General features: G+C 66.4%; 20 protein-coding genes. 13 read left to right on the top strand and 7 right to left on the bottom strand.

Annotation, left to right across the window (positions count from 1 at the left end; genetic code table 11):
* Positions 1-371: 371 nt before the first annotated feature.
* Positions 372-788, top strand: a complete 417-nt coding sequence (locus tag QRN13_RS12325) for a MarR family winged helix-turn-helix transcriptional regulator (RefSeq protein WP_284878124.1) — start codon at positions 372-374, stop codon at positions 786-788.
* On the opposite strand, the gene nth is transcribed toward QRN13_RS12325, so the two are convergent.
* Together nth and QRN13_RS12335 are read right to left on the bottom strand one after the other, a co-directional pair.
* Complete coding sequence (gene nth, locus QRN13_RS12330; protein ID WP_284878125.1) at positions 785-1,528, bottom strand: endonuclease III; 744 nt, start codon at positions 1,526-1,528, stop codon at positions 785-787. The genes QRN13_RS12325 and nth overlap by 4 nt on opposite strands.
* Positions 1,525-2,856, bottom strand: coding sequence for a flavin monoamine oxidase family protein (locus tag QRN13_RS12335; protein WP_284878126.1), 1,332 nt, complete (start codon positions 2,854-2,856; stop codon positions 1,525-1,527). Before QRN13_RS12335 ends, nth begins: the two co-directional genes overlap by 4 nt.
* Positions 2,857-2,977: 121 nt before the next feature.
* Here QRN13_RS12335 and QRN13_RS12340 point away from each other — a divergent pair, with 121 nt between their 5' ends.
* The 5 genes from QRN13_RS12340 (at position 2,978) to QRN13_RS12360 (ending at position 7,575) form a co-directional block, all read left to right on the top strand.
* On the top strand, positions 2,978-4,063 hold the full coding sequence (locus QRN13_RS12340) for an HlyD family secretion protein (RefSeq protein ID WP_165113973.1): 1,086 nt from the start codon (positions 2,978-2,980) through the stop codon (positions 4,061-4,063).
* Positions 4,060-5,670 (top strand): DHA2 family efflux MFS transporter permease subunit, encoded by a 1,611-nt coding sequence (locus QRN13_RS12345; RefSeq protein ID WP_502868593.1) that lies wholly within the window; start codon positions 4,060-4,062, stop codon positions 5,668-5,670. Before QRN13_RS12340 ends, QRN13_RS12345 begins: the two co-directional genes overlap by 4 nt.
* Positions 5,670-6,287 (top strand): TetR/AcrR family transcriptional regulator, encoded by a 618-nt coding sequence (locus QRN13_RS12350; RefSeq protein WP_066554093.1) that lies wholly within the window; start codon positions 5,670-5,672, stop codon positions 6,285-6,287. The genes QRN13_RS12345 and QRN13_RS12350 overlap by 1 nt, the downstream gene beginning before the upstream one ends.
* A 47-nt stretch (positions 6,288-6,334) precedes the next feature.
* Positions 6,335-7,108, top strand: coding sequence for a creatininase family protein (locus tag QRN13_RS12355; protein ID WP_284878127.1), 774 nt, complete (start codon positions 6,335-6,337; stop codon positions 7,106-7,108).
* Between the two features lie 68 nt (positions 7,109-7,176).
* Positions 7,177-7,575 carry a phasin family protein gene (locus tag QRN13_RS12360; protein WP_284878128.1) on the top strand — a complete coding sequence of 133 codons (399 nt, stop codon included), beginning with the start codon at positions 7,177-7,179 and terminating at the stop codon, positions 7,573-7,575.
* Here the strand turns inward: QRN13_RS12360 and QRN13_RS12365 are convergent.
* The 3 genes from QRN13_RS12365 to ftsY form a co-directional block, all read right to left on the bottom strand.
* Positions 7,572-8,186 (bottom strand): MarR family winged helix-turn-helix transcriptional regulator, encoded by a 615-nt coding sequence (locus QRN13_RS12365; protein ID WP_284878129.1) that lies wholly within the window; start codon positions 8,184-8,186, stop codon positions 7,572-7,574. The two genes, QRN13_RS12360 and QRN13_RS12365, sit on opposite strands and share 4 nt — an antisense overlap.
* A 98-nt stretch (positions 8,187-8,284) precedes the next feature.
* Entirely contained in the window at positions 8,285-8,905 is a 621-nt protein-coding gene (locus QRN13_RS12370) for an inner membrane-spanning protein YciB (RefSeq protein ID WP_284878130.1), read from the bottom strand.
* A gap of 1 nt (position 8,906) precedes the next feature.
* Complete coding sequence (ftsY, locus tag QRN13_RS12375; RefSeq protein WP_055808927.1) at positions 8,907-9,842, bottom strand: signal recognition particle-docking protein FtsY; 936 nt, start codon at positions 9,840-9,842, stop codon at positions 8,907-8,909.
* A gap of 393 nt (positions 9,843-10,235) precedes the next feature.
* Here ftsY and QRN13_RS12380 point away from each other — a divergent pair, with 393 nt between their 5' ends.
* From QRN13_RS12380 to QRN13_RS12405, 6 genes are all read left to right on the top strand, one after another.
* Positions 10,236-10,448 (top strand): ParD-like family protein, encoded by a 213-nt coding sequence (locus QRN13_RS12380; RefSeq protein ID WP_091751087.1) that lies wholly within the window; start codon positions 10,236-10,238, stop codon positions 10,446-10,448.
* Positions 10,445-11,212 (top strand): type I methionyl aminopeptidase, encoded by a 768-nt coding sequence (gene map / locus QRN13_RS12385; protein WP_284878131.1) that lies wholly within the window; start codon positions 10,445-10,447, stop codon positions 11,210-11,212. Before QRN13_RS12380 ends, map begins: the two co-directional genes overlap by 4 nt.
* 88 nt (positions 11,213-11,300) lie before the next feature.
* Positions 11,301-13,340, top strand: a complete 2,040-nt coding sequence (locus QRN13_RS12390) for an NAD(+) synthase (RefSeq protein WP_284878132.1) — start codon at positions 11,301-11,303, stop codon at positions 13,338-13,340.
* Positions 13,341-13,549: 209 nt separating this feature from the next.
* Positions 13,550-13,774 carry an alkylphosphonate utilization protein gene (locus QRN13_RS12395; protein WP_284878133.1) on the top strand — a complete coding sequence of 75 codons (225 nt, stop codon included), beginning with the start codon at positions 13,550-13,552 and terminating at the stop codon, positions 13,772-13,774.
* Positions 13,775-13,815: 41 nt separating this feature from the next.
* Positions 13,816-14,952: a CobW family GTP-binding protein gene (locus QRN13_RS12400; protein ID WP_284878134.1), complete on the top strand. Its 1,137-nt coding sequence runs from the start codon at positions 13,816-13,818 to the stop codon at positions 14,950-14,952.
* 152 nt (positions 14,953-15,104) lie between these two features.
* A complete protein-coding gene (locus tag QRN13_RS12405; protein ID WP_284878213.1) occupies positions 15,105-15,440 on the top strand; it encodes an endonuclease domain-containing protein in 336 nt (111 codons plus the stop codon).
* Here the strand turns inward: QRN13_RS12405 and QRN13_RS12410 are convergent, their stop codons facing one another.
* A complete protein-coding gene (locus QRN13_RS12410) occupies positions 15,441-16,493 on the bottom strand; it encodes a 1,9-bis(guanidino)-5-aza-nonane synthase (RefSeq protein WP_284878135.1) in 1,053 nt (350 codons plus the stop codon).
* Between the two features lie 214 nt (positions 16,494-16,707).
* Positions 16,708-17,973 (bottom strand): type III PLP-dependent enzyme, encoded by a 1,266-nt coding sequence (locus QRN13_RS12415; protein ID WP_284878136.1) that lies wholly within the window; start codon positions 17,971-17,973, stop codon positions 16,708-16,710.
* A 229-nt stretch (positions 17,974-18,202) separates the two neighbouring features.
* Between QRN13_RS12415 and QRN13_RS12420 the strand changes: the two genes are divergently transcribed.
* Positions 18,203-19,432 carry a DUF2254 domain-containing protein gene (locus tag QRN13_RS12420; RefSeq protein WP_284878137.1) on the top strand — a complete coding sequence of 410 codons (1,230 nt, stop codon included), beginning with the start codon at positions 18,203-18,205 and terminating at the stop codon, positions 19,430-19,432.
* The last annotated feature ends 13 nt before the right edge of the window (positions 19,433-19,445 follow it).

Raw genomic sequence — 19,445 nt, forward strand, 5'->3', positions numbered from 1 at the left:
AGTTCTGGTTCGCGTCCCGGATCGTGCCGTCCAGATCGAACTGAATCACCGCCTGGGAGCGATCGACCGCCGCCAACATGCTGCGCAGTTCAATAAGCTTACTGTCGTCTCTCGGCTTACTAAAAATACGCATGGGCAGATAACCTCTCAGTTGAATCTGGGAGCTTAATGCCACCTAAGCCGTTTAAAATATTAGCGATCTTGGTTAGCACGCTAACGCTCAACCTAGACGTTTATTAGTTCGCGTCTCCACCCTCCCCATCGAACAGACCGTCTTTTAAATGGCGGAAGAGATCGTCTTGGCTCCGAACCAATCAAAATCAGCAGATGTCTCGCGCGAGACGTTGCAGCTCAAAGTCGCGATGCAGGTCATGCTGACCGCACGGCGATGGAAATCCTGGGTCGCGGAGAAGTTTCGCGACTCCGGCCACACCGGCGCGCCCACGCTCGTCCTCTATTATCTCGTTGACCAGCCCAAGGGCCTGACGCTGTCGGAACTGTCGAGCCGAATGGAGCTGTCCGGCGCGTCGCTGACCAGGCTGGTTCAACGGCTGGAGAAGGACGGCATGGTCAGTCGGCGACGGATGGTCGGCGACGGACGCTCTTGGCTGATCGTCATGGAGCCGGCCGGTCGCGCAGAGATGGAGGCGTTCGAGGTTCACGCCGCCGCCATGCGTCAGCGCGTGTTCGAGGGCGTGTCCGAAGACGACATGGCTGCCGCGCTCAGGGTGCTGGATGCCGTGGCGGCCAGACTGGCGGCCGGTCCGGACGCGCCCGCCCGCCCCTAGCCCGCCTCGCCCAGCGCCATCAGGCCCGCCCGCGACGGGCACAGGTCGGCGATGATGCAGGATAGGCATTTGGGTTTGCGCGCGGTGCAGGTGTAGCGGCCGTGCAGGATCAGCCAGTGGTGCGCCTTGGGCAGCCAGTCCTCCGGCACGACCTTGAACAGCTGGGCCTCGACCTTGTCCGGAGTCCCGGCATTGGCCAAGCCCAGCCGATGCGAGACGCGAAAGACGTGGGTGTCCACGGCGATGGCCGCCTCGATCCCCAGCTCGTTCAGCACCACCGAGGCCGTCTTGCGACCCACGCCGGGCAGGGCCTGAAGATCGGCGCGGTTGAGTGGGACCTCGCCGCCATGCTGCTCCAGCACGATGCGGCTCAGCGCGATGACGTTCCGCGCCTTGCCGCGATAAAGGCCGATGGAGGCGATGTAGGGGATCAGCCCCTCCTCGCCGAGGGCCAGCATCTTCTCCGGCGTGTCCGCGACCTTGAACAGCCGCTCGGTCGCCTTGTTGACCGAAACGTCCGTGGCCTGGGCCGACAGGGCGACGGCGACGACGAGGGTGAAAGGATTGGAGAAATCCAGCTCGGTCTTGGGCTCCGGCATGACGCTGGACAGGCGTTCGAAGATCGCCTCGACACGGTCCTCATTTGGCGGCCAGCGCAGCACGGGAATGGCCGCCCCGGTCATCACGGCCGGGCGTTTGACAGGCTTGGCGGCGGGCTTTTTGGCCTTGGCGGGCTTCATGCCTCGCTGTCGTCCCGGGGGCGACGCGGGTCAAGACCCAGGCCCTTGAGCGCTTGGGCAGTCAGGGCGGCGTCGGCGGCGCGCTCGCCCTCCATCCAGGCGCCGTGGGCTGTGCCGTAATAGACCGGCGCCGTGGCCTCGCCGGCCAGGAAAATGCGGTCCTCGACCGACGTGCGCAGCTTGGCCCGGTCCGCCGCATGGCCCGGCAAGGCGTGGGAATAGGCGCCGCGCGACCAGGGATCGACGCCCCAGCCGCTGACCGCGACCGCCTCCAGCCGCCGGCGCATGTCCGATCCCAGAGCCGCGACCAGTTCGGACACGGCGAAGTCGAACAGGGCGGCCGGCCCTTGCGCCTCCAGCCCCCATGCCAGGTCGGCGCCGAAATAGGCCTCGATCATCGGTCGCCCGAACGGCCGCAGGTGATAGCCGCCGGTCTCGGCCGTATCGGTGCGGGTCCACAACTGGGTGTCGGGCTGAAAATCGCCGGCGCCGCGCACCGTCATATGAACCTTGGACGCCAGCCCCAGCGGCACGCCCGCCGTCGCCTCAAGCAGAGCCGGAACCGGCGGATCGATGCGGATCGCCTCGCTGGCGATCAGGCTGTTGGGCACGGTCAGGATGACGATCCGCGCGGTCAACTCGCCGCGATTGGTCTCCAGGCGCAGCACAGGTCCGGAACGGTCGATGCGGCTGACGGCGCAGTCCGTGATCGTGATGGGCGACACAGCCTCGCCCAGCCGCGCGATCAGGCGGCCATAGCCCTCGCGCACCCGCCAGTTCACGCCGGTGTCGCCATAGGCGTCGTAATCCAGGCTGGACACCTCGGCGAACCGCGCGCCGTTCAGGGCGCCCGAGATGGCGTCCATGCGCGGGTTCCAGCGACAGTCGGGATCGAAGAAGTCCGACGCCGGACGATCCTCCCCCACACCCGCGCGGACGAGCGACGCCGCCTCGGTCACCCGCTGGTCGAAGGCGGCGAAGGCCTCGCCGAACTCGGCCTGATCCGCGCGGGTCATCTCGTGATCGAAGGCCTGGGTGCGCCAGGGCGGCGGGGTCTGGTCCAGCGTCAGCCCCTCGGCCTCGACCCGTCCCGCCAGCACATTGTCATCGGCGGAATGCAGCCAGCCGCAGCCCATGTCCAACCCTTCGCCCTCGGCCCGAACCGTCCAGGCGCGCCCGCCGATCCGGCCGCGGGCCTCCAGCACCAGAACCGACAGGCCGGGTCGCATCAGACGACGCGCGGCGGCGATGCCGGCGGCGCCTGCGCCGATCACCACGACATCGACCTGTGACGGCAGCGGCTGGGAGGCGGAGATGCGGGCGTTCATGGCGTCAGGACATACACGAAAACCGGTCGTGATCGGCGCCGTCCCGATCGCCTATTGATTTTTGGACGGCGGGGTCCATTTTAGCGCCGCTTCAAAACGCCGCACCTCCCCCGGATTTTCCATGTCGCCTGAACTCAAGAAACGTCTGCCGCTGTTCGCAGCCGCCCTCGTCGGCCTGGCCCTGATCGTGGGCGGCATCGTCTGGTGGGTGAACGGCCAGCGTTGGGAAAGCACCGACAACGCCTTCGTCCAGGCGGACACAACCCTGGTCAGCCCGCAACTGTCCGGTCGGGTCACCGAGGTTCTGGTGGGCGACAACCAGCGGGTCGCGGCAGGCCAGATCCTGGTCAAGCTGGACGATTCCGACCAGAAGGCCCAACTGGCACAGGCCGAGGCCAATCTGGCCGCCGCCATCGCCGCCGTCGGCCATGTCGACGCCCAGGCCGAGCAGGAACAGGCCACCATCGCCGCCCGAGCCGCCTCCGTCGCCCAGGCCAACGCCCAGGCCGGCCTGGCCCGCGCCGAGGTCGATCGTTACGGCAAGCTGGCCGAACAGGGCTGGGTCTCGCAACAGCGCATCCAGACCGAGCGCGCCTCGGCCGCCACCGCCGCCGCCAGCGTCCAGCAGGCCCAGGCCGCCCTGGTCGCCGAACAACGCACCGCCGGGGTTCTGGGCTCGACCCGCCAGCAGAGCGTCGCCGCTGTCGAACAGGCCCGCGCCGTCGTCGATCAGGCTCGCATCGCGCTGGAGCGCACCGTCATCCGCGCTCCGGTCGCCGGCGTCGTCGGCGCCCGCAGCGTGCGGCCCGGCCAGTATGTCAACGCCGGCACGCAACTGCTGTCGGTCGTGCCCCTGACCAACACCTACATCGTCGCCAACTTCAAGGAGACGCAGCTGGACAAGGTGCGCCTGGGCCAGACCGTCGAGATTTCCGCCGACGCCTTCCCCGGCCGCAAGATCGAGGGCCGCGTGGACAGCTTCGCCCCCGCCACCGGGTCCGAGTTCGCACTGATCCCGGTCGAGAACGCCACGGGCAACTTCACCAAGATCACCCAGCGCGTGCCCGTCCGCATCGTCGTCAGCGGCGCAGACCGCAGCCTGGCCCTGCGTCCGGGCCTGTCGGTGGACGTCAAGATCGACCTGAAGAGCCAGGGCGGCCAGAGCTTTGCCGAAGCCGCCACGACGACCGGAGCCGCAGGCCAGTGACCGCCGCCAACCCCGCCGCAGATGGCGGGGCCCCCGTCGCGCAAAAGGGCCCCGTCGCCGGCCATCCCGAGATCAACTGGACCATGCTGCTGCTGGGCTTCGCCGGCATGGTGGTGGGCCAGTTCATGGCCATTCTGGACATCCAGATCGTCGCCGCCTCCCTGCCCCAGATCCAGGCGGGGGTAGGCGCCTCGGCTGACGAGATCAGCTGGATCCAGACCGCCTATCTGATCCCCGAGGTGGTGATGATCCCTCTGTCGGGCTTCCTGTCGCGGCTGTGGGGGACGCAGCGGCTGTTTCTGGTCTCGTGCGCTGGCTTCGTGCTGATGAGCATCGCCACAGGTCTGTCGTCGTCGATCGACATGATGATCCTGTTCCGGGCCATCCAAGGTTTCGTGGGCGGGGCCATGATCCCGACCGTCTTCGCCGTCGCCTTCACCGCCTTTCCGCCCCACAAGCGGGTCACCGCCAGCGTGGTCATGGGCCTGATCGTCACCCTGGCGCCGACCGTCGGCCCCACGCTGGGCGGACACCTGACGGAGTGGCTGAGCTGGCGCTGGCTGTTCTTCATCAACGTCGGGCCGGGCCTGCTGGTGCTGTTCCTGGTCGGGCGGTACGGCAACTTCGACAAGGGCGATTCATCGCTGGCCAAGGGCTTCGATTGGTGGGGCCTGGGCCTGATGGCCGCCTTTCTGATGTCGATGCAGTTCGTGCTGGAAGAGGGCGCCAAGAACGACTGGTTCGACGACACCCACATCCTGTTGCTGACCGTCGTGGCGGCGGTCGCCGGACCGATCTTCATCTGGCGGTCCCTGACCTATCATCAGCCGATCGTGGAACTGCGCGCCTTTGGCAATCGCAACTTCCTGGTCGGGTTCATCATGACCTTCATCGTCGGTTTCGCCCTGTTCGGCGGCACCTTCCTTCTGCCGCTCTTCCTGGGCCGGGTGCTCGGCTATTCGTCGTCAGAGGTCGGCACCACCATGGTCGTGTCGGGCCTAGCCATGTTCGCCACCGGCCCCTTTGCTGGACGACTGGTGCGCAAGCTGGATGCGCGGGTGCTGATGTTCGGCGGCTTCATGCTGTGCGCCTGGGGCATGTGGGAGGCGCGCGTCGTCACCGATGACTGGGGCTTCTGGAACTTCGCCTCGGTCCAGGCTTTCCGCGGCGTCGGCGTTATGCTGGCCATGATCGCGTCCCAGCAGGTGACGATGGCGACCCTGCCGCCGCACATGGTCAAGAACGCCTCGGGGCTGGTGAACCTGTCGCGCAACGTCGGCGGGGCCTTCGGCCTGGCGATCCTGAACACCAGCCTGACGTCCAACACCGCCCTGCACATGAGCGAACTGACCAGCGCCATCGGTCAGGGCGACCAGGCGATGCGCAACATGATGGCCGGCATGGCCCAGCGGTTCGCCGGCTCCATCGATCCGGCCGCCTCGGCGATGAAGGCCATCTATGGGATGTTGCAGAAGCAGGCGACGACGATGGCGTTCGGCGACGCCTTCGCCCTGCTGGCCATCCTGTGCGCAGGCGCGGCCTTCGTCACGCTGGCCGCCCAGCCGGTGAAGGCCCAGGCTGGCGCACCGCCCTCGGACGTCCACTGATGGCGCGCCGTCGCGGACAGGTCGACGAACGAAAGAGCGAGGCGATCCTGGACGCCGCCGCGACCCTGTTCGCCGACAAGGGGCTGCAGGCCAAGATGGACGAGATCGCCAAACTGGCCGGCGTCTCCAAACAGACGGTCTATAACCGCTTCGCCTCCAAGCTGGAGATCGCCCAGGCCCTGGCGTCAAAGCGCGTCGAGGATATCGTCGCCCCCCTGCGCGGCGCCGGCGATCCGCAGACGGTGCTGGAGGCCCTGGCCCTGACGCTGCTGAACCGGGTGTGCAGCGGCGACAAGGTCGGCTCGATGCGCGGGGTCGCCCTGGTCTCGGTCGAAGCGCCTGACATCGCCCACGCCATCTATGAGGCCGGCCCGCGTCGCAGCCTGCGCGAACTGGGCGCCTGGCTGGCGGAACAGACGCGGTTGGGCCGGATGAACGTCGCCGATCCGGAAGAGGCGGCCGAGATGTTCGCCGGCCTCGTGCTGGGCCACGGCCATCTGCGCGCCATGCTGGACGTGCCGCAGCTGGAGGCTGACAAGCGCGCAGGCCGCGCCAGAGAGGCCGCCCGCATCTTCATGGCCGCCCATCCGCCCGCTACGGCCGCCAAGACTTCCTGAGCCCGGCGCGCTACAGTCGTCCCACCCTGTCGCTTGAGACCGCCTTCATGCTGATCCACCTGTCCTCCTGGCCCGAAATCGACGCCCGACTGAACGACGGCGGTCCGCTGTCCAGGACGGTGGTCGTGCCCATAGGCTCCAACGAGCAGCACGGACCGACAGGGCTTCTGGGCACCGACTGGCTGTGCCCGGAGATCATCGCCCACGCGGCCGAGAAGACCGACGCCAACCTGATGGTGGCCCCGACCTTCAACATCGGCATGGCCCAGCATCACCTGGCCTTCGCCGGCACCATCAGCTTGCGCCCCTCGACCTTCATGGCCGCGATCACGGACTGGGTGTCGTCCCTGAGCCGTCACGGGTTCGAGCGGATTTACTTCCTGAACGGTCACGGCGGGAACGTCGCGACCATCGAGACGACGATCTCGGAAATCTACGCCGAGTGGAGCTTCGTCGAGGACAGCCCGCCCTTCATCCTGAAGCTGAAGAACTGGTGGGACCTGCCCGGCGTCAATGGCCTGTGCAACCGCCTGTTTCCGACCGGTCACGGCATGCACGCCACCCCGTCCGAGATCGCGGTCACGCAAGCCGCCTATCCCGAGCGGATCAAGACCGCCGACTACAGCCCGCAGATCGCGCCAAACGGGCCGATCCGCGATGCCCTGGACTATCGCGCCCGCTTCCCCGACGGCCGGATCGGCTCGGACCCGGCCCAGGCCAGCCCCGAGAAGGGCCAACAGATCATCGACGCGGCGATCCCCGCCCTGCTCGGCGACATCGCGGCCTTCGCCGCAGAGACCCAACCTGGAGGTCCTCACTGACCCGCAAAACCCCCACAGCCGTCAGCGCAGCCGTCGTCGGCGCCGAGATCCTGGCCGCCTCGGCCGAGGTGATCGCGGCCCGCACCGGGCTGATGGCGCAGGGCCTGACCAGCGCCAAGGGGCAGGACTTCAAGGAGCTGTCGCTGATGAGTTCCGAGAAGACCGAGGCGATGTCCGCCTCCGCCGACGCCATGGCCGCCAGCGCCGGGGCCATCGGTCAGCGGCTTGGGCGTGTGGCGATGGACGAGAGCGCCCATGCCCTGCGAGCGGCGGCGGCTGTGGCCCAGGCCCGCACCCCGGCCAAGGCGGCCGAGGCCCAGTTCAGCTATGCCATGGGCTGGTGGAGCCGGGCGGCGGCCCAGGCCATGACCCTGAACGGCGAACTTTTGAAGGCCCAGGCCGAGGCGCTGGCCCCGATCCACAAGACGGCGACCGCCAACGCCAAACGGCTGCGCAAGACGCGCTAGGCCGGCTCCGCCAGCTTCAGCTTGGGCTTCTTGATCTTGGCGGGCTTGGCGGGACGGTCGGCCTTTTTGGCGGCCTTCTCGGCCTTGCGCGCTTCCTTCTCGACCGCCTTCAGCGCCTTCTTCGCGGCCTTGGCCTCGGCCTTGGCAGCGTCGGGAGCGGCGTCGGCGGCGGCGGCCAGATCGGCCAACTGATTGAGGAAGGTCTCGCGCTGGCCCTTGGGCAGCAAGGCCATGATCCGCTTGTCGGCGGCCTCGACCAGCGGACGGGCGGCCTCCAACCGGGCCGCGCCTTCAGCCGACAAACGAACGGCCTTGGCGCGGGCGTCCAGGGTCGAGCGTTCCCGCTCCAGAAGGCCCTTGCTGGTCATGCGCGTGACCAGATCCGCCAGGGTCGAGCGGTCGATGCCGGTCATCCGCACCAGTTCAGTCTGGGTCAGGCCGGCCTTGAGCGACACCGCCTCCAGCACCGCAAACTGGCGCTGGGTCAGGCCGTCGGCGCCGGTCTCCTCGGCATAGATGTCGAGCGCCAGTTGCAGGGCGCGGTGCATCAGGTGGCTGGGCGAGGTGGCCAGGGGGCCGACCTTCCTTGCCGCTTTTCCCGCCTTCACCATCGCGCCGCTCCCCTGAAGTTTCGTCCGAACACGTATCAGCTCTGCTTTACGATTTGACGGGGAAAGCGCGTCGGTTCCGTGACAGTTCCGCTTGGCGCCTAGAGCCCGGTATCGGGCGAGACGGGCGTCGGCTCGTCGTCCTTGATCAGGTGCTTCATGATGAAGAAGACCTGCCAGACGCCAAACACGGCCGAGGCGATCCACAGGCCGCCGCGGAAGGCGACCCACGCATCATCCGACTGGGTGCGCCAGACGATCTCGTTGATTATGCAGACGGCGGCGAAATACAGGCCGTAACGCAGGGTCAGGCCGCGCCAGCCCGCGTCGGTAATGCGGATCGCCTCGCCCAGCAGATATTTGAACGGATAGCGGTTCAGCGGCAGCGATCCCAACAGCACGACCGCCAGCAAGCCGTTCTGGATCGACAGCTTGATCTTCAACAGGTTCGGATCGTGGAAGACGATGGTCAGCACGCCGAAGATCAAGGCGAAGCCGCCGGTCAGCAGCGGCAGGGGCGCCAGACGACGCTCGACCACATAGCCGACGATCAGGGCGATCAGCGAGGCGCCGACCAGGACCCACGTCGCCTGAACCAGGGCTTCCTGCCCGTCCAGACCGCGCGCGAACCGGTTGACCGCATAGGCGGCCATGAAGGCCACAAGCGCGCCGAAATCGACGGCCTGGCGGATGTTGGAAGCCTTTTTCGGCGTCTCGGTCATGTCAGTCTTCCAGTCCCACCAGCGAGCGGGAGAAGGCGCGGGCGTCGAACGGTTGCAGGTCCTCGACCCCTTCGCCGACGCCGATCAGCATCAGGGGGGCGTCGGACGCCTGGGCCACCGGCACCAGCACGCCGCCGCGCGCCGTACCGTCCAGCTTGGTCATGACCACGCCGGTCACGAAGGCGGTGCGGCCGAAGATCTGTTCCTGAGCCAGGGCGTTGCGGCCGACGGTCGCGTCCAGCACCAGCAGGGTGTCGTGCGGCGCTTCGGGATCGACCTTCTTCAGCACGCGGACGATCTTGAGCAGTTCGTCCATCAGGGCGGACTTGTTTTGCAGTCGGCCGGCGGTGTCGATCAGGACGACGTCATAGCCTTCGGCTCGCGCCTTGGTATAGGCGTCAAAGGCGAGGCCCGCGGCATCGGCGCCGTCGCGACGGCTTTCGAAGTCGGCGCCCGCGCGCTCGGCCCAGACCTTCAGCTGTTCGCGCGCGGCGGCGCGGAAGGTGTCGCCGGCGACGATCATCACCTTGGCGCCCTTGCCCGTCAGATCGGCGGCGATCTTGCCGAGCGTCGTGGTCTTGCCCGAACCGTTCACCCCGACGAACAGGACGACATAGGGCTTGGGGCCGGACAGGGGGTCGAAGGTCGCTTGGCGCGGCGACAGTTCGGCGGCCACCGCCTCGGCCAGGGCCTCCTTGACCTCGCGCTCGGGCGCGTCCTTGCCGAACTTCAGCCCGCGAAAGCGTTCGACAATGCGGGCCGAGGCGGCAGGGCCGAGATCGCTCTCCAGCAGATGCTCTTCCAGCTGCTCCAGCGACGCCTCGGACAGGGGCTCCTTGACGAAGGTGGCGACGACCTGATCGGTCATCTGTTTGGAGGAGCGCGAGAGCCCAGCGGACAGGCGCTGGAACCAGCCCTTTTTCGGCGTATCGTTCATGCAGTGGCTTTAGCGGGGGCGAAGGCTAACGTCATCCGCATTCGCGAGGGTCGTCCCCGACGTTTCAGACGGTCGGCGACAAAAACACCGTCTAATTCGTCTAATTGATCTGAAATCGAGACCTCCCTGTTAGCGTCAGTGCGAAGGCGAGGATTATAGGCCCGCGCAAAATCGACGATGGCAGCAGGCCGTGAGAAATCGGCAAACCGTTGAAAGCGCGAGGGTTGGAGCCGCCAGTTTGGATGGCTGTCGATCATTTTCTTCCGTCATCCTGTGCAAGCCTCTGGCGGCGCAGACGGCAGCGGCGAAGATCATCGAGCGGCGCTTGCGCTTGTGGAGCGGATCAACAAAGAATATGCGCTGCGCATACGTTTCATATAGAGCGAGAGTATCATGGGCATCGTCAATATTGAGGACGAACTGCACGAGCAGCTGCGGCGCGCTGCGAAGGCGTCCTATCGGTCGATTAACGCTCAGGCGGCGTTCTGGATCAGGATCGGCATGTTGTGTGAGATGCATCCCGGCGTGACGTTCCAGGAACTGGTGGCGCGCGAGTTGCGGGCGGCGGGCGTCGATGCGTCCGTGCCGACGGGCGCCGCCGCATGATCAAGACGCCGGCCGAGATTGCGCTGATGGCCGAAGCGGGGCGACTGCTGGCCTCGGTCTTCACCCATCTGAATGCGATGACGCTGGAGGGGTTGAGCACGCTGGAAATCGACCGACGGGTCGAGGCCTTCATCGTCGACGAGCTGAAGGCGCGGCCGGCCAGCAAGGGTCAGTACGGCTACGGCTTCGTGCTGAACAGCTCGATCAACCAAGTCGTCTGCCACGGCGTGCCCTCGGCGAACGACATCCTGAAGAGCGGCGACATCGTCAATCTGGACATCACGCTGGAGAAGGACGGCTTCATCGCCGATTCCTCCAAGACCTATCTCATCGGCTCGGTGGGACCGCAGGCCCGACGGCTGGTCCGCACCACCTATGAGGCGATGTGGAAGGGCATTCAGGCGGTGCGCCCGGGCGCGAAACTGGGCGACATCGGTTTCGCCATCGAAAAACACGCCAAGCAGGCCGGCTATTCGGTGGTGCGCGACTATTGCGGGCACGGCATCGGGCGCGAGATGCATGAAGAGCCGCAGGTGCTGCATTTCGGCAAGGCCGGGACCGGCGTAACCCTGCGCGAAGGCATGACCTTCACCATCGAACCGATGCTGAACCAGGGCGTGCGCACAGTCCTGACCGAGGACGACGGCTGGACCGTGGTCACCTCCGACGGAAAACTGTCGGCCCAGTTCGAACATACGGTGGCGGTGACGAAGGACGGCGTGCGGGTCCTGACCCTGAGGCCGGACGAGAAGCGGGGCGCGTAGATGCGCGAAGGAGAGTTTCCGTCCCTTCATCATTCGCGCCTATATGAAGGCCGACGACCGGCGCGGGCCGGGTGATGCGGACGATCCGATGGCTGATGCTCTGTTCCATTCTCCCAAGACCCACGGCTTCGTGCGCGTAGCGGCGGCGACGCCGGTCAGCCATGTGGGCGACCCCAGGGCGAACGGGCAAGAGCACGTCGCGCTGATCCGTCAGGCGGGCGAGCAGGGTGTGGACCTGATGGTGTTCCCCGAGCTGTCGCTGTCGGCCTACGCCATCGACGATCTGCATATGCAGGCGGCGCTGCTGGACGAGGTCGAGCGGCAGATCGCCGTAGTGGCCGCAGCGACGGCCGAGGCGGATGTCGTGGCGGTGGTCGGGGCGCCGATCCGCAACGGCGACGCCCTGTATAATTGCGCGGTGGTGATCGGGTCCGGCGAGGTTCTGGGCGTCGTGCCCAAGACCTATCTGCCCAACTACCGGGAATATTACGAGAAACGCTGGTTCGCGCCGGCGACGGCGCGCGCCGAGGACGTGATCGCGCTGAACGGCGAGACGGTGGACTTCGCGCCGGGTCTGTTGTTTGAGGCGGTCAACCGGCCGGGCTTCGTCTTCTCGGTCGAGATCTGTGAGGACTATTGGGCGCCGCTGCCGCCCTCGACGAGGGCCGCCCTGGCGGGGGCGCGGATACTGCTGAACCTGTCGGCGTCCAACATCGTCATCGGCAAGGCGGACGAGCGGGCGATGCTGAGCGCCAGCCATTCGGCCCGCACCCTGTCGGCCTATGTCTTTGCCGCCTCGGGCTGGGGCGAGAGCACCACCGACCTGGCATGGGACGGTCAGGCGACGATCCACGAACTGGGGTCCAAGTTGACCGAGGGCGAGCGGTTCGCCTTGGAGAGCCATCTGACGATCGCAGACGTGGACGTGGACCGAATCGGACTGGACCGGTTGCGCAACGGCACATTCGCCGAGTGCGCCAGAAACGAAGGCGAGTCGGCGACGGTCGTGCCCTTTATGGCGCGCGAGGATCATGAGGCCAGCGAGCTGATCCGGCCGCTGGACCGGTTCCCGTTCGTACCGGACGACGCCGGGCGGCTGGATCAGGACTGCTATGAGGCGTTCAACATCCAGGTTCAGGGGCTGATGCGCCGGATGACGGCGACGGGGGCCAAGTCGCTGGTGATCGGGGTGTCGGGCGGGCTGGATTCGACCCAAGCCCTGCTGGTCGCCTGTCGCGCCTTCGACCGGCTGGATCTGCCGCGGACCAATATCCTGGGCTTCACCATGCCGGGCTTCGCGACCTCGGACGGGACCAAGTCCAACGCCTGGGCGCTGATGACCGCGTTGGGCGTCACGGGCGCAGAGATCGACATCCGCCCCGCCGCCGAACAGATGTTCAAGGACATCGGCCACCCCTACGCCGAAGGTCAGCCGGTGCACGACATCACCTTCGAGAACGTGCAGGCGGGTCTGAGGACTGACTATCTGTTCCGGCTGGCGAACCAGCACAGGGCCTTCGTGCTGGGGACCGGGGATCTGTCGGAACTGGCGCTGGGTTGGGCCACATACGGCGTCGGCGACCATATGAGCCACTACAACGTCAACGGCGGGGTGGCGAAGACGTTGATCCGGCACCTGATCCGCTGGGTGGCGGCGGGCGACCTGATCGGCGCGGGCGCGCGTGACACGCTGCACGCCATTCTGAACACCGAGATTTCGCCCGAGCTGGTGCCGGCCAAGGATGGGGTGATCCAATCGACGGAAGGCACCGTCGGCCCCTATGCGCTGAACGACTTCTTCCTGTTCTACATCAGCCGGTTCGGGATGACGCCGTCCAAGGTCGCCTTCCTGGCGCATCAGGCCTGGGGCGATGCGGGCGCAGGGCATTGGCCGGCGAATACGCCGGACGACGAGAAGGTCGAATACGATCTAGCGACGATCAAGGGCTGGCTGAGGAAGTTCCTGATCCGCTTCTTCCAGACCGCCCAGTTCAAGCGCTCGGCCCTGCCGAACGGGCCCAAGGTCGTCACCGGCGGATCGCTGTCGCCGCGCGGCGACTGGCGCGCGCCGTCGGACGGCAATGCGCGGGTGTGGCTGGACGAGCTTGAGGCGAACGTGCCGGACTGAACCGTCTCCTCCCCATTTTATGGGGAGGTGGCGCGGCGCTCTTGCGCCGTGACGGAGGGCTGTGTCCGCATCGCAAGCCTTAGTGGGACCTCAAAGAGCCCCTCCACCGCTTCGCGGTCCCCCTCCCCGCAAAGCGGGGAGGAGACGATGCGTGAATTCCCATAGGTTGAGTGTGGATATTCGCCGAACCAGTCGCTAGAAGCTTGGCCATGACCGGCGACGTGACCAAAGATTCCAACGGCAACATCTTGGCTGATGGCGACAGCGTGACCCTGATCAAGGATCTGAAGGTCAAGGGATCGGGCGGGGTTACGCTGAAGCGCGGGACGCTGGTCAAGAACATCCGCCTAACCGGCGATCCGGAGGAGATCGAGGCCAATGTGGAGAAGGTGCGCGGCCTGGTCCTTCGCACCGAGTTCGTGAAGAAAGTCTGACCCTCTTCCCTTCGCGCGATGCAGCCGCCATCTAGCGGCCTATGACCGACACCCTCGCCGCCCCCGCCTCGACCGCTTCCGCCAACAGCAAAATCCCCGTCACCGTCCTGACCGGCTATCTCGGCGCGGGCAAGACGACGCTGCTGAACCGGATCCTGACCGAGGATCACGGCAAGCGCTACGCCGTCATCGTCAACGAGTTCGGCGAGATCGGCATCGACAACGACCTGGTGGTCGGCGCCGACGAGGACGTGTTCGAGATGAACAACGGCTGCGTCTGCTGCACGGTGCGGGGCGACCTGATCCGCGTGGTCGCCGGCCTGATGAAGCGCCAGCGTCCCGGCAAGCCGGCCTTCGACGCCATCATCGTGGAGACGACGGGCCTGGCCGACCCCGGTCCGGTGGCCCAGACCTTCTTCGTGGACGAGGACGTCAAGGCCAAGACCCAACTGGACAGCGTCACGACCCTGGTCGACGCCAAACATGTGATGGCGCGCCTGGACGACTCCAGGGAGGCGCGCGAGCAGGTGGCCTTCGCCGACCGCATCATCCTGAACAAGGTCGATCTGGCGACCGCCGACGAACTGGACGCGGTCGAGGCGCGTCTGCGGGCGCTGAACCCGCTGGCGCCCATCGTGCGGGCCGAGCGGTCGAACGTGCCGCTGGATCAGGTGCTGGGCCTTCACGCCTTCGACCTGGATCGTATTCTGGAGGTCAAGCCGGACTTCGTGAACCCGCCCCACGGCGCCGACGGCCATGTCCACGACGAGCATTGCGGCCACGACCACCATCATCATGACCATGACCACAAGCATGACCATGATCATCACGACCACGCCCACGGCGCGCACTCCCATGGCGCGCGCGGTCACGCCCACCAGGACGACATCAAGGGCATCTCCCTGTCGCTGGATCGGCCGCTGGACGGGGCCAAGTTCACCGCTTGGCTGGACCGGCTGCTGGGCGAGCAGGGTCAGAACATCCTGCGCGCCAAGGGCATCATCGACGTCAAAGGCGAGAACCGCCGCCTGGTCTTCCAGGCCGTCCACATGATCCTGGAAGGCGACATGCAACGCGAATGGGGCGCCGCCGAACGCCGCTGGAGCCGCGCCGTCTTCATCGGCCGCGATCTGGACGAGGCCGCGCTGAAGGCCGGCTTCGAAGCCTGCGCGGCCTGAATTGACCCTTCTCCCCTCGGGGGAGAAGGTGGCCCGCAGCGCGGGTCGGATGAGGGGGCTGTTGGATACTGATGTGGCAGACGCCGCCGAGAACCCGACAGTCACGCCGTCTTCGCGCCGACATGACAGGCGCGGAAGCGATCCTGTGGGCGATGCTGCGGAACCGGCAACTGGATGGATTGAAGTTCAGGCGGCAGGCCCCAGTCGCTGGCGCCATCGCCGATTTCGCCTGTCATGAGATCAGACTGATCATAGAGCTGGATGGCGGGGTGCACGATCTGCACGAGGCGCGAGACGCCGTGCGGGATGAGCGGCTTCGCGTCGCGGGCTACACGGTCATGCGATTCAGGAACGCCGACTTTTCGAAAAATCCGGCGGTTGTGCTGGACGCGATACGGCGACATGCGGGCATACGGACACAGCCCCCTCATCCGACCGGCTCCGCCGGCCACCTTCTCCCCCGAGGGGAGAAGGCAAGCGACGGCTGACTACTTCTCGAACAACTTGTTCCAGCGGCGCTTGTCGCGGGCCTTCCAGGCGCCGCGGTGGTAGGCGTCGGAGCCGATCAGGGGGACGACCGTGGTGGCCTCGGCGAAGACCATCTGTTCGTGGGTCGTCTGGACCTTGCCCCAGGAGGCCGCCTCTTTCAGCGTCGAGGACGAGCAGGCGCCGTCGCGGACGTCGGCGACGGTGATCTGAACCGCATAGCGATGCATCTCGGCCTCGACGCCCAGGATTTCGGCGCAGACGACGGTGTCCTGGGCGAAGTTCTTGGGCACGCCGCCGCCGACCATGAACAGGCCGGTGACGCCGGCGGCGATCTTGATGTCGGTCAGTTCGCGGAAGTCGGCGATGGCGTCCAGCATCAGATAGGGCTGGCCGGCGGCGGCCCGTTCCTTCTGGTGTTTCACCAGACCAAAGCCGGCCGAGGAGTCGACGAAGGCCGGGCAGAAGATCGGCACGCCCTGTTCATAGGCGGTCTGGATCAGCGAGCCGGGCTTTTTCGCATTGCCCTCACTCAGCCACTTGCCCATCTCCCAGATGAACTCGCGGCTGGAATAGCCGCGCGGCTCCAGGCGGTTGGCGATCTCCAGGATGGTGTGGTCGCAGGCCTGGAGTTCTTCCTCGTCGATATAGGTGTCGTAGATCCGGTCGATGTAGTTGTCGCGCAGGACGTTGTCGTCCACCTCGCCGGCCGCCTGATAGTGTTTGAAACCCAGGGCCTCGAAGAAATCCATGTCGACGATCGAGGCGCCGGTGGCGACCACGGCGTCGACCATGCCGAACTTCACCATATCGCGGTAGACGTGCATGCAGCCGCCGGCCGAGGTCGAACCGGCCAGGATCAGCCAGGGCGAGCAGTCCTTGTCCTCGATGGCCATCGAGAAGATGTCCGCAGCGCGGGCGGTGTCGCGCGACGAGAAGGACATCTTGCGCATCGAGTCGATGATCGGGCGCGCGTCGAAGCTGGTGATGTCGACGTGCTCGACGACATTCTGCAGCAGTTGGGCCTTGGTGTTCGATTGAACGGGAGCGTTCATTTCGGCGGTTTCCCTGTGATTTGAGCGCCCGTCGAAGAAGCAGACGTGCCGGGACGGAGCGACCGACAGGACCGATAGACGCCCAACCATCGGCCGTCACCCTCGGACTTGATCCGAGGGTCGGACGTTCCGCCGCGCGTTCCTTGCAAGGAAGACGCAGAGGGGGCCGATCCTCGGGTCGAGCCCGAGGATGACGATTACAGGTGCGGGCGTCCTACTTCCGGCGCGACTTGCGCTGACCGGCCTTACCCTTGGGGCGTGACAGACGCACGACCTTGCGGGCGTTCTCTTCCGCCGTGGTGCGCACGGTGGGGATGGAACGCGGGGCCAGACCGTACAGCGAGGCCATCGGGGCGTCCTCGACAGCGGCGATGTCGTGTTCGCCATAGCCGTTGAAGCCCGTCGACATGGCCACGCCGTAAGCGCCCAGCATGCCGATCTCTATGAAGTCGCCTTCGCGCACATCGGCCGGCAGCCAGAAGGGGCCCGGCATATGGTCGATGGAATCGCAGGTCGGGCCGTAGAACTGGAACGCCTTCAGCTCACCCGCGCTTTCACCGACCCGCACCAGCTTGGTCGGGAAGGGCCAGCGCGAATGGGTCGCGTCGAACAGCGAACCGTAAGAGCCGTCGTTCAGATAAAGGGCGTCGCCCTTGCGCAGGTCGACACGGGCCAGGATCGACGAGCTTTCGGCGACCAGCGCCCGGCCAGGCTCGCACCACAGCTCGGTCGTTTCCGACACCGGCATCTCGTTGAAGCCGCGATGGATGGCGTCGGCGTATTCGCTCATGTCCGGCGGAACCATGCCCGGATAAACGGACGGGAAGCCGCCGCCGACATCGACGATATCGACGATCACGCCCGCACGGCTGATCGATCGGCCGACCTGGGCCATGGCGGCCTGATAGGCGGTCGGGCGCATGCACTGGCTGCCGACGTGGAAGGAGACGCCCATCAGGCCGTCCTTGACCGCCTGGCGCGTCGCCATCAGCAGGGCCGGCGCCTGATCCGACGAGACGCCGAACTTGCCCGACAGCGTATAGGCGGCGCCGTCGGCCGAGACGGCCATGCGCACGATCAGGTTCAGGTCGTCCGCGCCGCCGGTGGCGTCGAGAATCTTGTTCAGCTCGTCGATGCAGTCGAGCGAGAAGGTGCGCACGCCGTGATCGAAATAGGCCTTGGTGATCGCAGACCGGCTCTTGACCGGGTGCATGAAGGCCAGGCGCACGTCATGGCTGACAGAGCGAACCAGCTCGATCTCGGCGATGGACGCCACGTCGAAGCCGCGAACGCCGGCCTCGATCAGGGTTTCGACGACCCAGCGCGAAGGGTTGGCCTTCACAGCGTAGAAGACGTCGGCCTTTAGATTATCCTGGAACCAGCGCGCCGCTACGGAAACCGAACGCGGCCGCACGAGGGCGACGGGACGTTCAGGGGACCGCTCACGGACCAGGTCCAGGGGAAGCTGATACGTGCGCAATTCACGTAACCCCCTGCTAATTGTTAAACCCAGACCGGCGTTAGCGGCGCAGACAGGACCTACGGGGTCCGCCGGAGAGCGCGATATGGGGACGCGCGACTGTCATGTAAAGAGGTTTTTTCGTGGCGGGGCTTAGGTTTGACTGTCACAAATCCGCTCTGCGCCCTCCACGACACGATCCAGCGGCAACCTTGACCGTTCTGCGCCGTTGCGATGATCGGAGGGTTTCATGAACCGATGGCTGTTCTTTTGGCGCAAGATGCGGCGTCAGCTGTGGGTGCGCGCCACGGCCTATGCCGTCGCGGGCGTCGCCGCAGCCTTGCTGGCCGCCGCCCTGGCCCCCTGGGTGCCGCAGGAGATGGCCGAGCGTCTGGGCGGAGAGTCTGTAGAATCAATCCTGACGATCCTGGCGTCCAGCCTGCTGGGCGTGGCGACCTTTTCGGTCGGCGCCATGGTCACGGCCTATACGTCGGTGTCGTCGGCGGCCAGTCCGCGCGTCGCGGCCCTGGTCACCAGCGATGACGAGACCCAGAAGTCACTGGCGACCTTCGTCGGCGCCTTTCTCTACGCCATCGTCGCCGTCACCGCGATCAACGCCCATTATTACGGCCAGAACGGCAGGGCGATCCTGTTCCTGGTCAGCCTCGTCATGGTGGGTCTGGTGGCGTTTCGCCTCCTGGCCTGGATCAATCGTCTGTCCAGCCTGGCGCGGGTCGGTCACATGATCGATCTGGTCGAGGCCCGGGCCCGCGAGGCGTTGGAGCAGCGACGCGACAATCCGTTTCTGGGCGGGCGGGCAGGCCGTCTTGAAAACGGCGCGGACGTGACAGCGCCGGAAACCGGCTACGTCCAGAACGTCGATCCCGATCGCCTGCAGGCCATGGCCGAGAAACGAGACTGCCAGGTCGAGGTGGTCGCTGCGCCCGGCGCTTTCGTGCAACGCGGCGAGGTCCTCGCCCGGATCAGCCTGCCGGCCTGCGACAAAGAGGCCCAGGACGCCTTCTGCTCCGCCTTCGCGATCGGAGACTCGCGCTCCTATGATCAAGACCCCCGCTTTGGCCTGATCGTTTTGGGCGAGATCGCCGCCAAGGCCCTGTCGCCTGGTATCAACGATCCCGGAACGGCCATTCAGGTGGTGTCGACCGGCGTGAGGCTGATGGACATCTGGGCCCGCGAGCGCGAGGAAGACGAGAAGCGGACCCTGCGCGATCGCCTGATGATGCCGGGCGTCTCCGAAGACGATCTGCTCGACGATCTGTTCGGCCCGATCGCCCGTTATGGGGCCGGCGACGTAGCGGTCGCCATCAGACTGCAAAAGGGGCTGAGGGCGCTGGCCTCGATCCCTTGTCTGGCCGCGCCGGTCCGGACAATGGCCGATCAGGCGCTGGAGCGATCGCGCGCCGCCTTGCCGATTCCGGCGGACTACGCCCGGGTGAAGGGTGCGGCAGAAGGCTCCTGAACGGCTCGGGTCT

It is taken from the genome of Brevundimonas sp. MEB006b, from assembly GCF_030209705.1.
Classification (GTDB): domain Bacteria; phylum Pseudomonadota; class Alphaproteobacteria; order Caulobacterales; family Caulobacteraceae; genus Brevundimonas.

What these genes read in the sequence shown, in the direction of transcription:
- QRN13_RS12325 (WP_284878124.1), top strand. Translation starts at nt 372, where the DNA reads ATGCTGACCGCACGGCGATGGAAATCCTGGGTCGCGGAGAAGTTTCGC.
- QRN13_RS12380 (WP_091751087.1), top strand. Translation starts at nt 10,236, where the DNA reads ATGGGCATCGTCAATATTGAGGACGAACTGCACGAGCAGCTGCGGCGC.
- map (WP_284878131.1), top strand. Translation starts at nt 10,445, where the DNA reads ATGATCAAGACGCCGGCCGAGATTGCGCTGATGGCCGAAGCGGGGCGA.
- QRN13_RS12335 (WP_284878126.1), bottom strand. Translation starts at nt 2,856, where the DNA reads ATGAACGCCCGCATCTCCGCCTCCCAGCCGCTGCCGTCACAGGTCGAT.
- QRN13_RS12355 (WP_284878127.1), top strand. Translation starts at nt 6,335, where the DNA reads ATGCTGATCCACCTGTCCTCCTGGCCCGAAATCGACGCCCGACTGAAC.
- QRN13_RS12365 (WP_284878129.1), bottom strand. Translation starts at nt 8,186, where the DNA reads ATGGTGAAGGCGGGAAAAGCGGCAAGGAAGGTCGGCCCCCTGGCCACC.
- QRN13_RS12420 (WP_284878137.1), top strand. Translation starts at nt 18,203, where the DNA reads ATGAACCGATGGCTGTTCTTTTGGCGCAAGATGCGGCGTCAGCTGTGG.
- QRN13_RS12370 (WP_284878130.1), bottom strand. Translation starts at nt 8,905, where the DNA reads ATGACCGAGACGCCGAAAAAGGCTTCCAACATCCGCCAGGCCGTCGAT.
- QRN13_RS12405 (WP_284878213.1), top strand. Translation starts at nt 15,105, where the DNA reads ATGCTGCGGAACCGGCAACTGGATGGATTGAAGTTCAGGCGGCAGGCC.
- ftsY (WP_055808927.1), bottom strand. Translation starts at nt 9,842, where the DNA reads ATGAACGATACGCCGAAAAAGGGCTGGTTCCAGCGCCTGTCCGCTGGG.
- QRN13_RS12410 (WP_284878135.1), bottom strand. Translation starts at nt 16,493, where the DNA reads ATGAACGCTCCCGTTCAATCGAACACCAAGGCCCAACTGCTGCAGAAT.
- QRN13_RS12400 (WP_284878134.1), top strand. Translation starts at nt 13,816, where the DNA reads ATGACCGACACCCTCGCCGCCCCCGCCTCGACCGCTTCCGCCAACAGC.
- QRN13_RS12340 (WP_165113973.1), top strand. Translation starts at nt 2,978, where the DNA reads ATGTCGCCTGAACTCAAGAAACGTCTGCCGCTGTTCGCAGCCGCCCTC.
- QRN13_RS12395 (WP_284878133.1), top strand. Translation starts at nt 13,550, where the DNA reads ATGACCGGCGACGTGACCAAAGATTCCAACGGCAACATCTTGGCTGAT.
- QRN13_RS12390 (WP_284878132.1), top strand. Translation starts at nt 11,301, where the DNA reads ATGGCTGATGCTCTGTTCCATTCTCCCAAGACCCACGGCTTCGTGCGC.
- QRN13_RS12350 (WP_066554093.1), top strand. Translation starts at nt 5,670, where the DNA reads ATGGCGCGCCGTCGCGGACAGGTCGACGAACGAAAGAGCGAGGCGATC.
- nth (WP_284878125.1), bottom strand. Translation starts at nt 1,528, where the DNA reads ATGAAGCCCGCCAAGGCCAAAAAGCCCGCCGCCAAGCCTGTCAAACGC.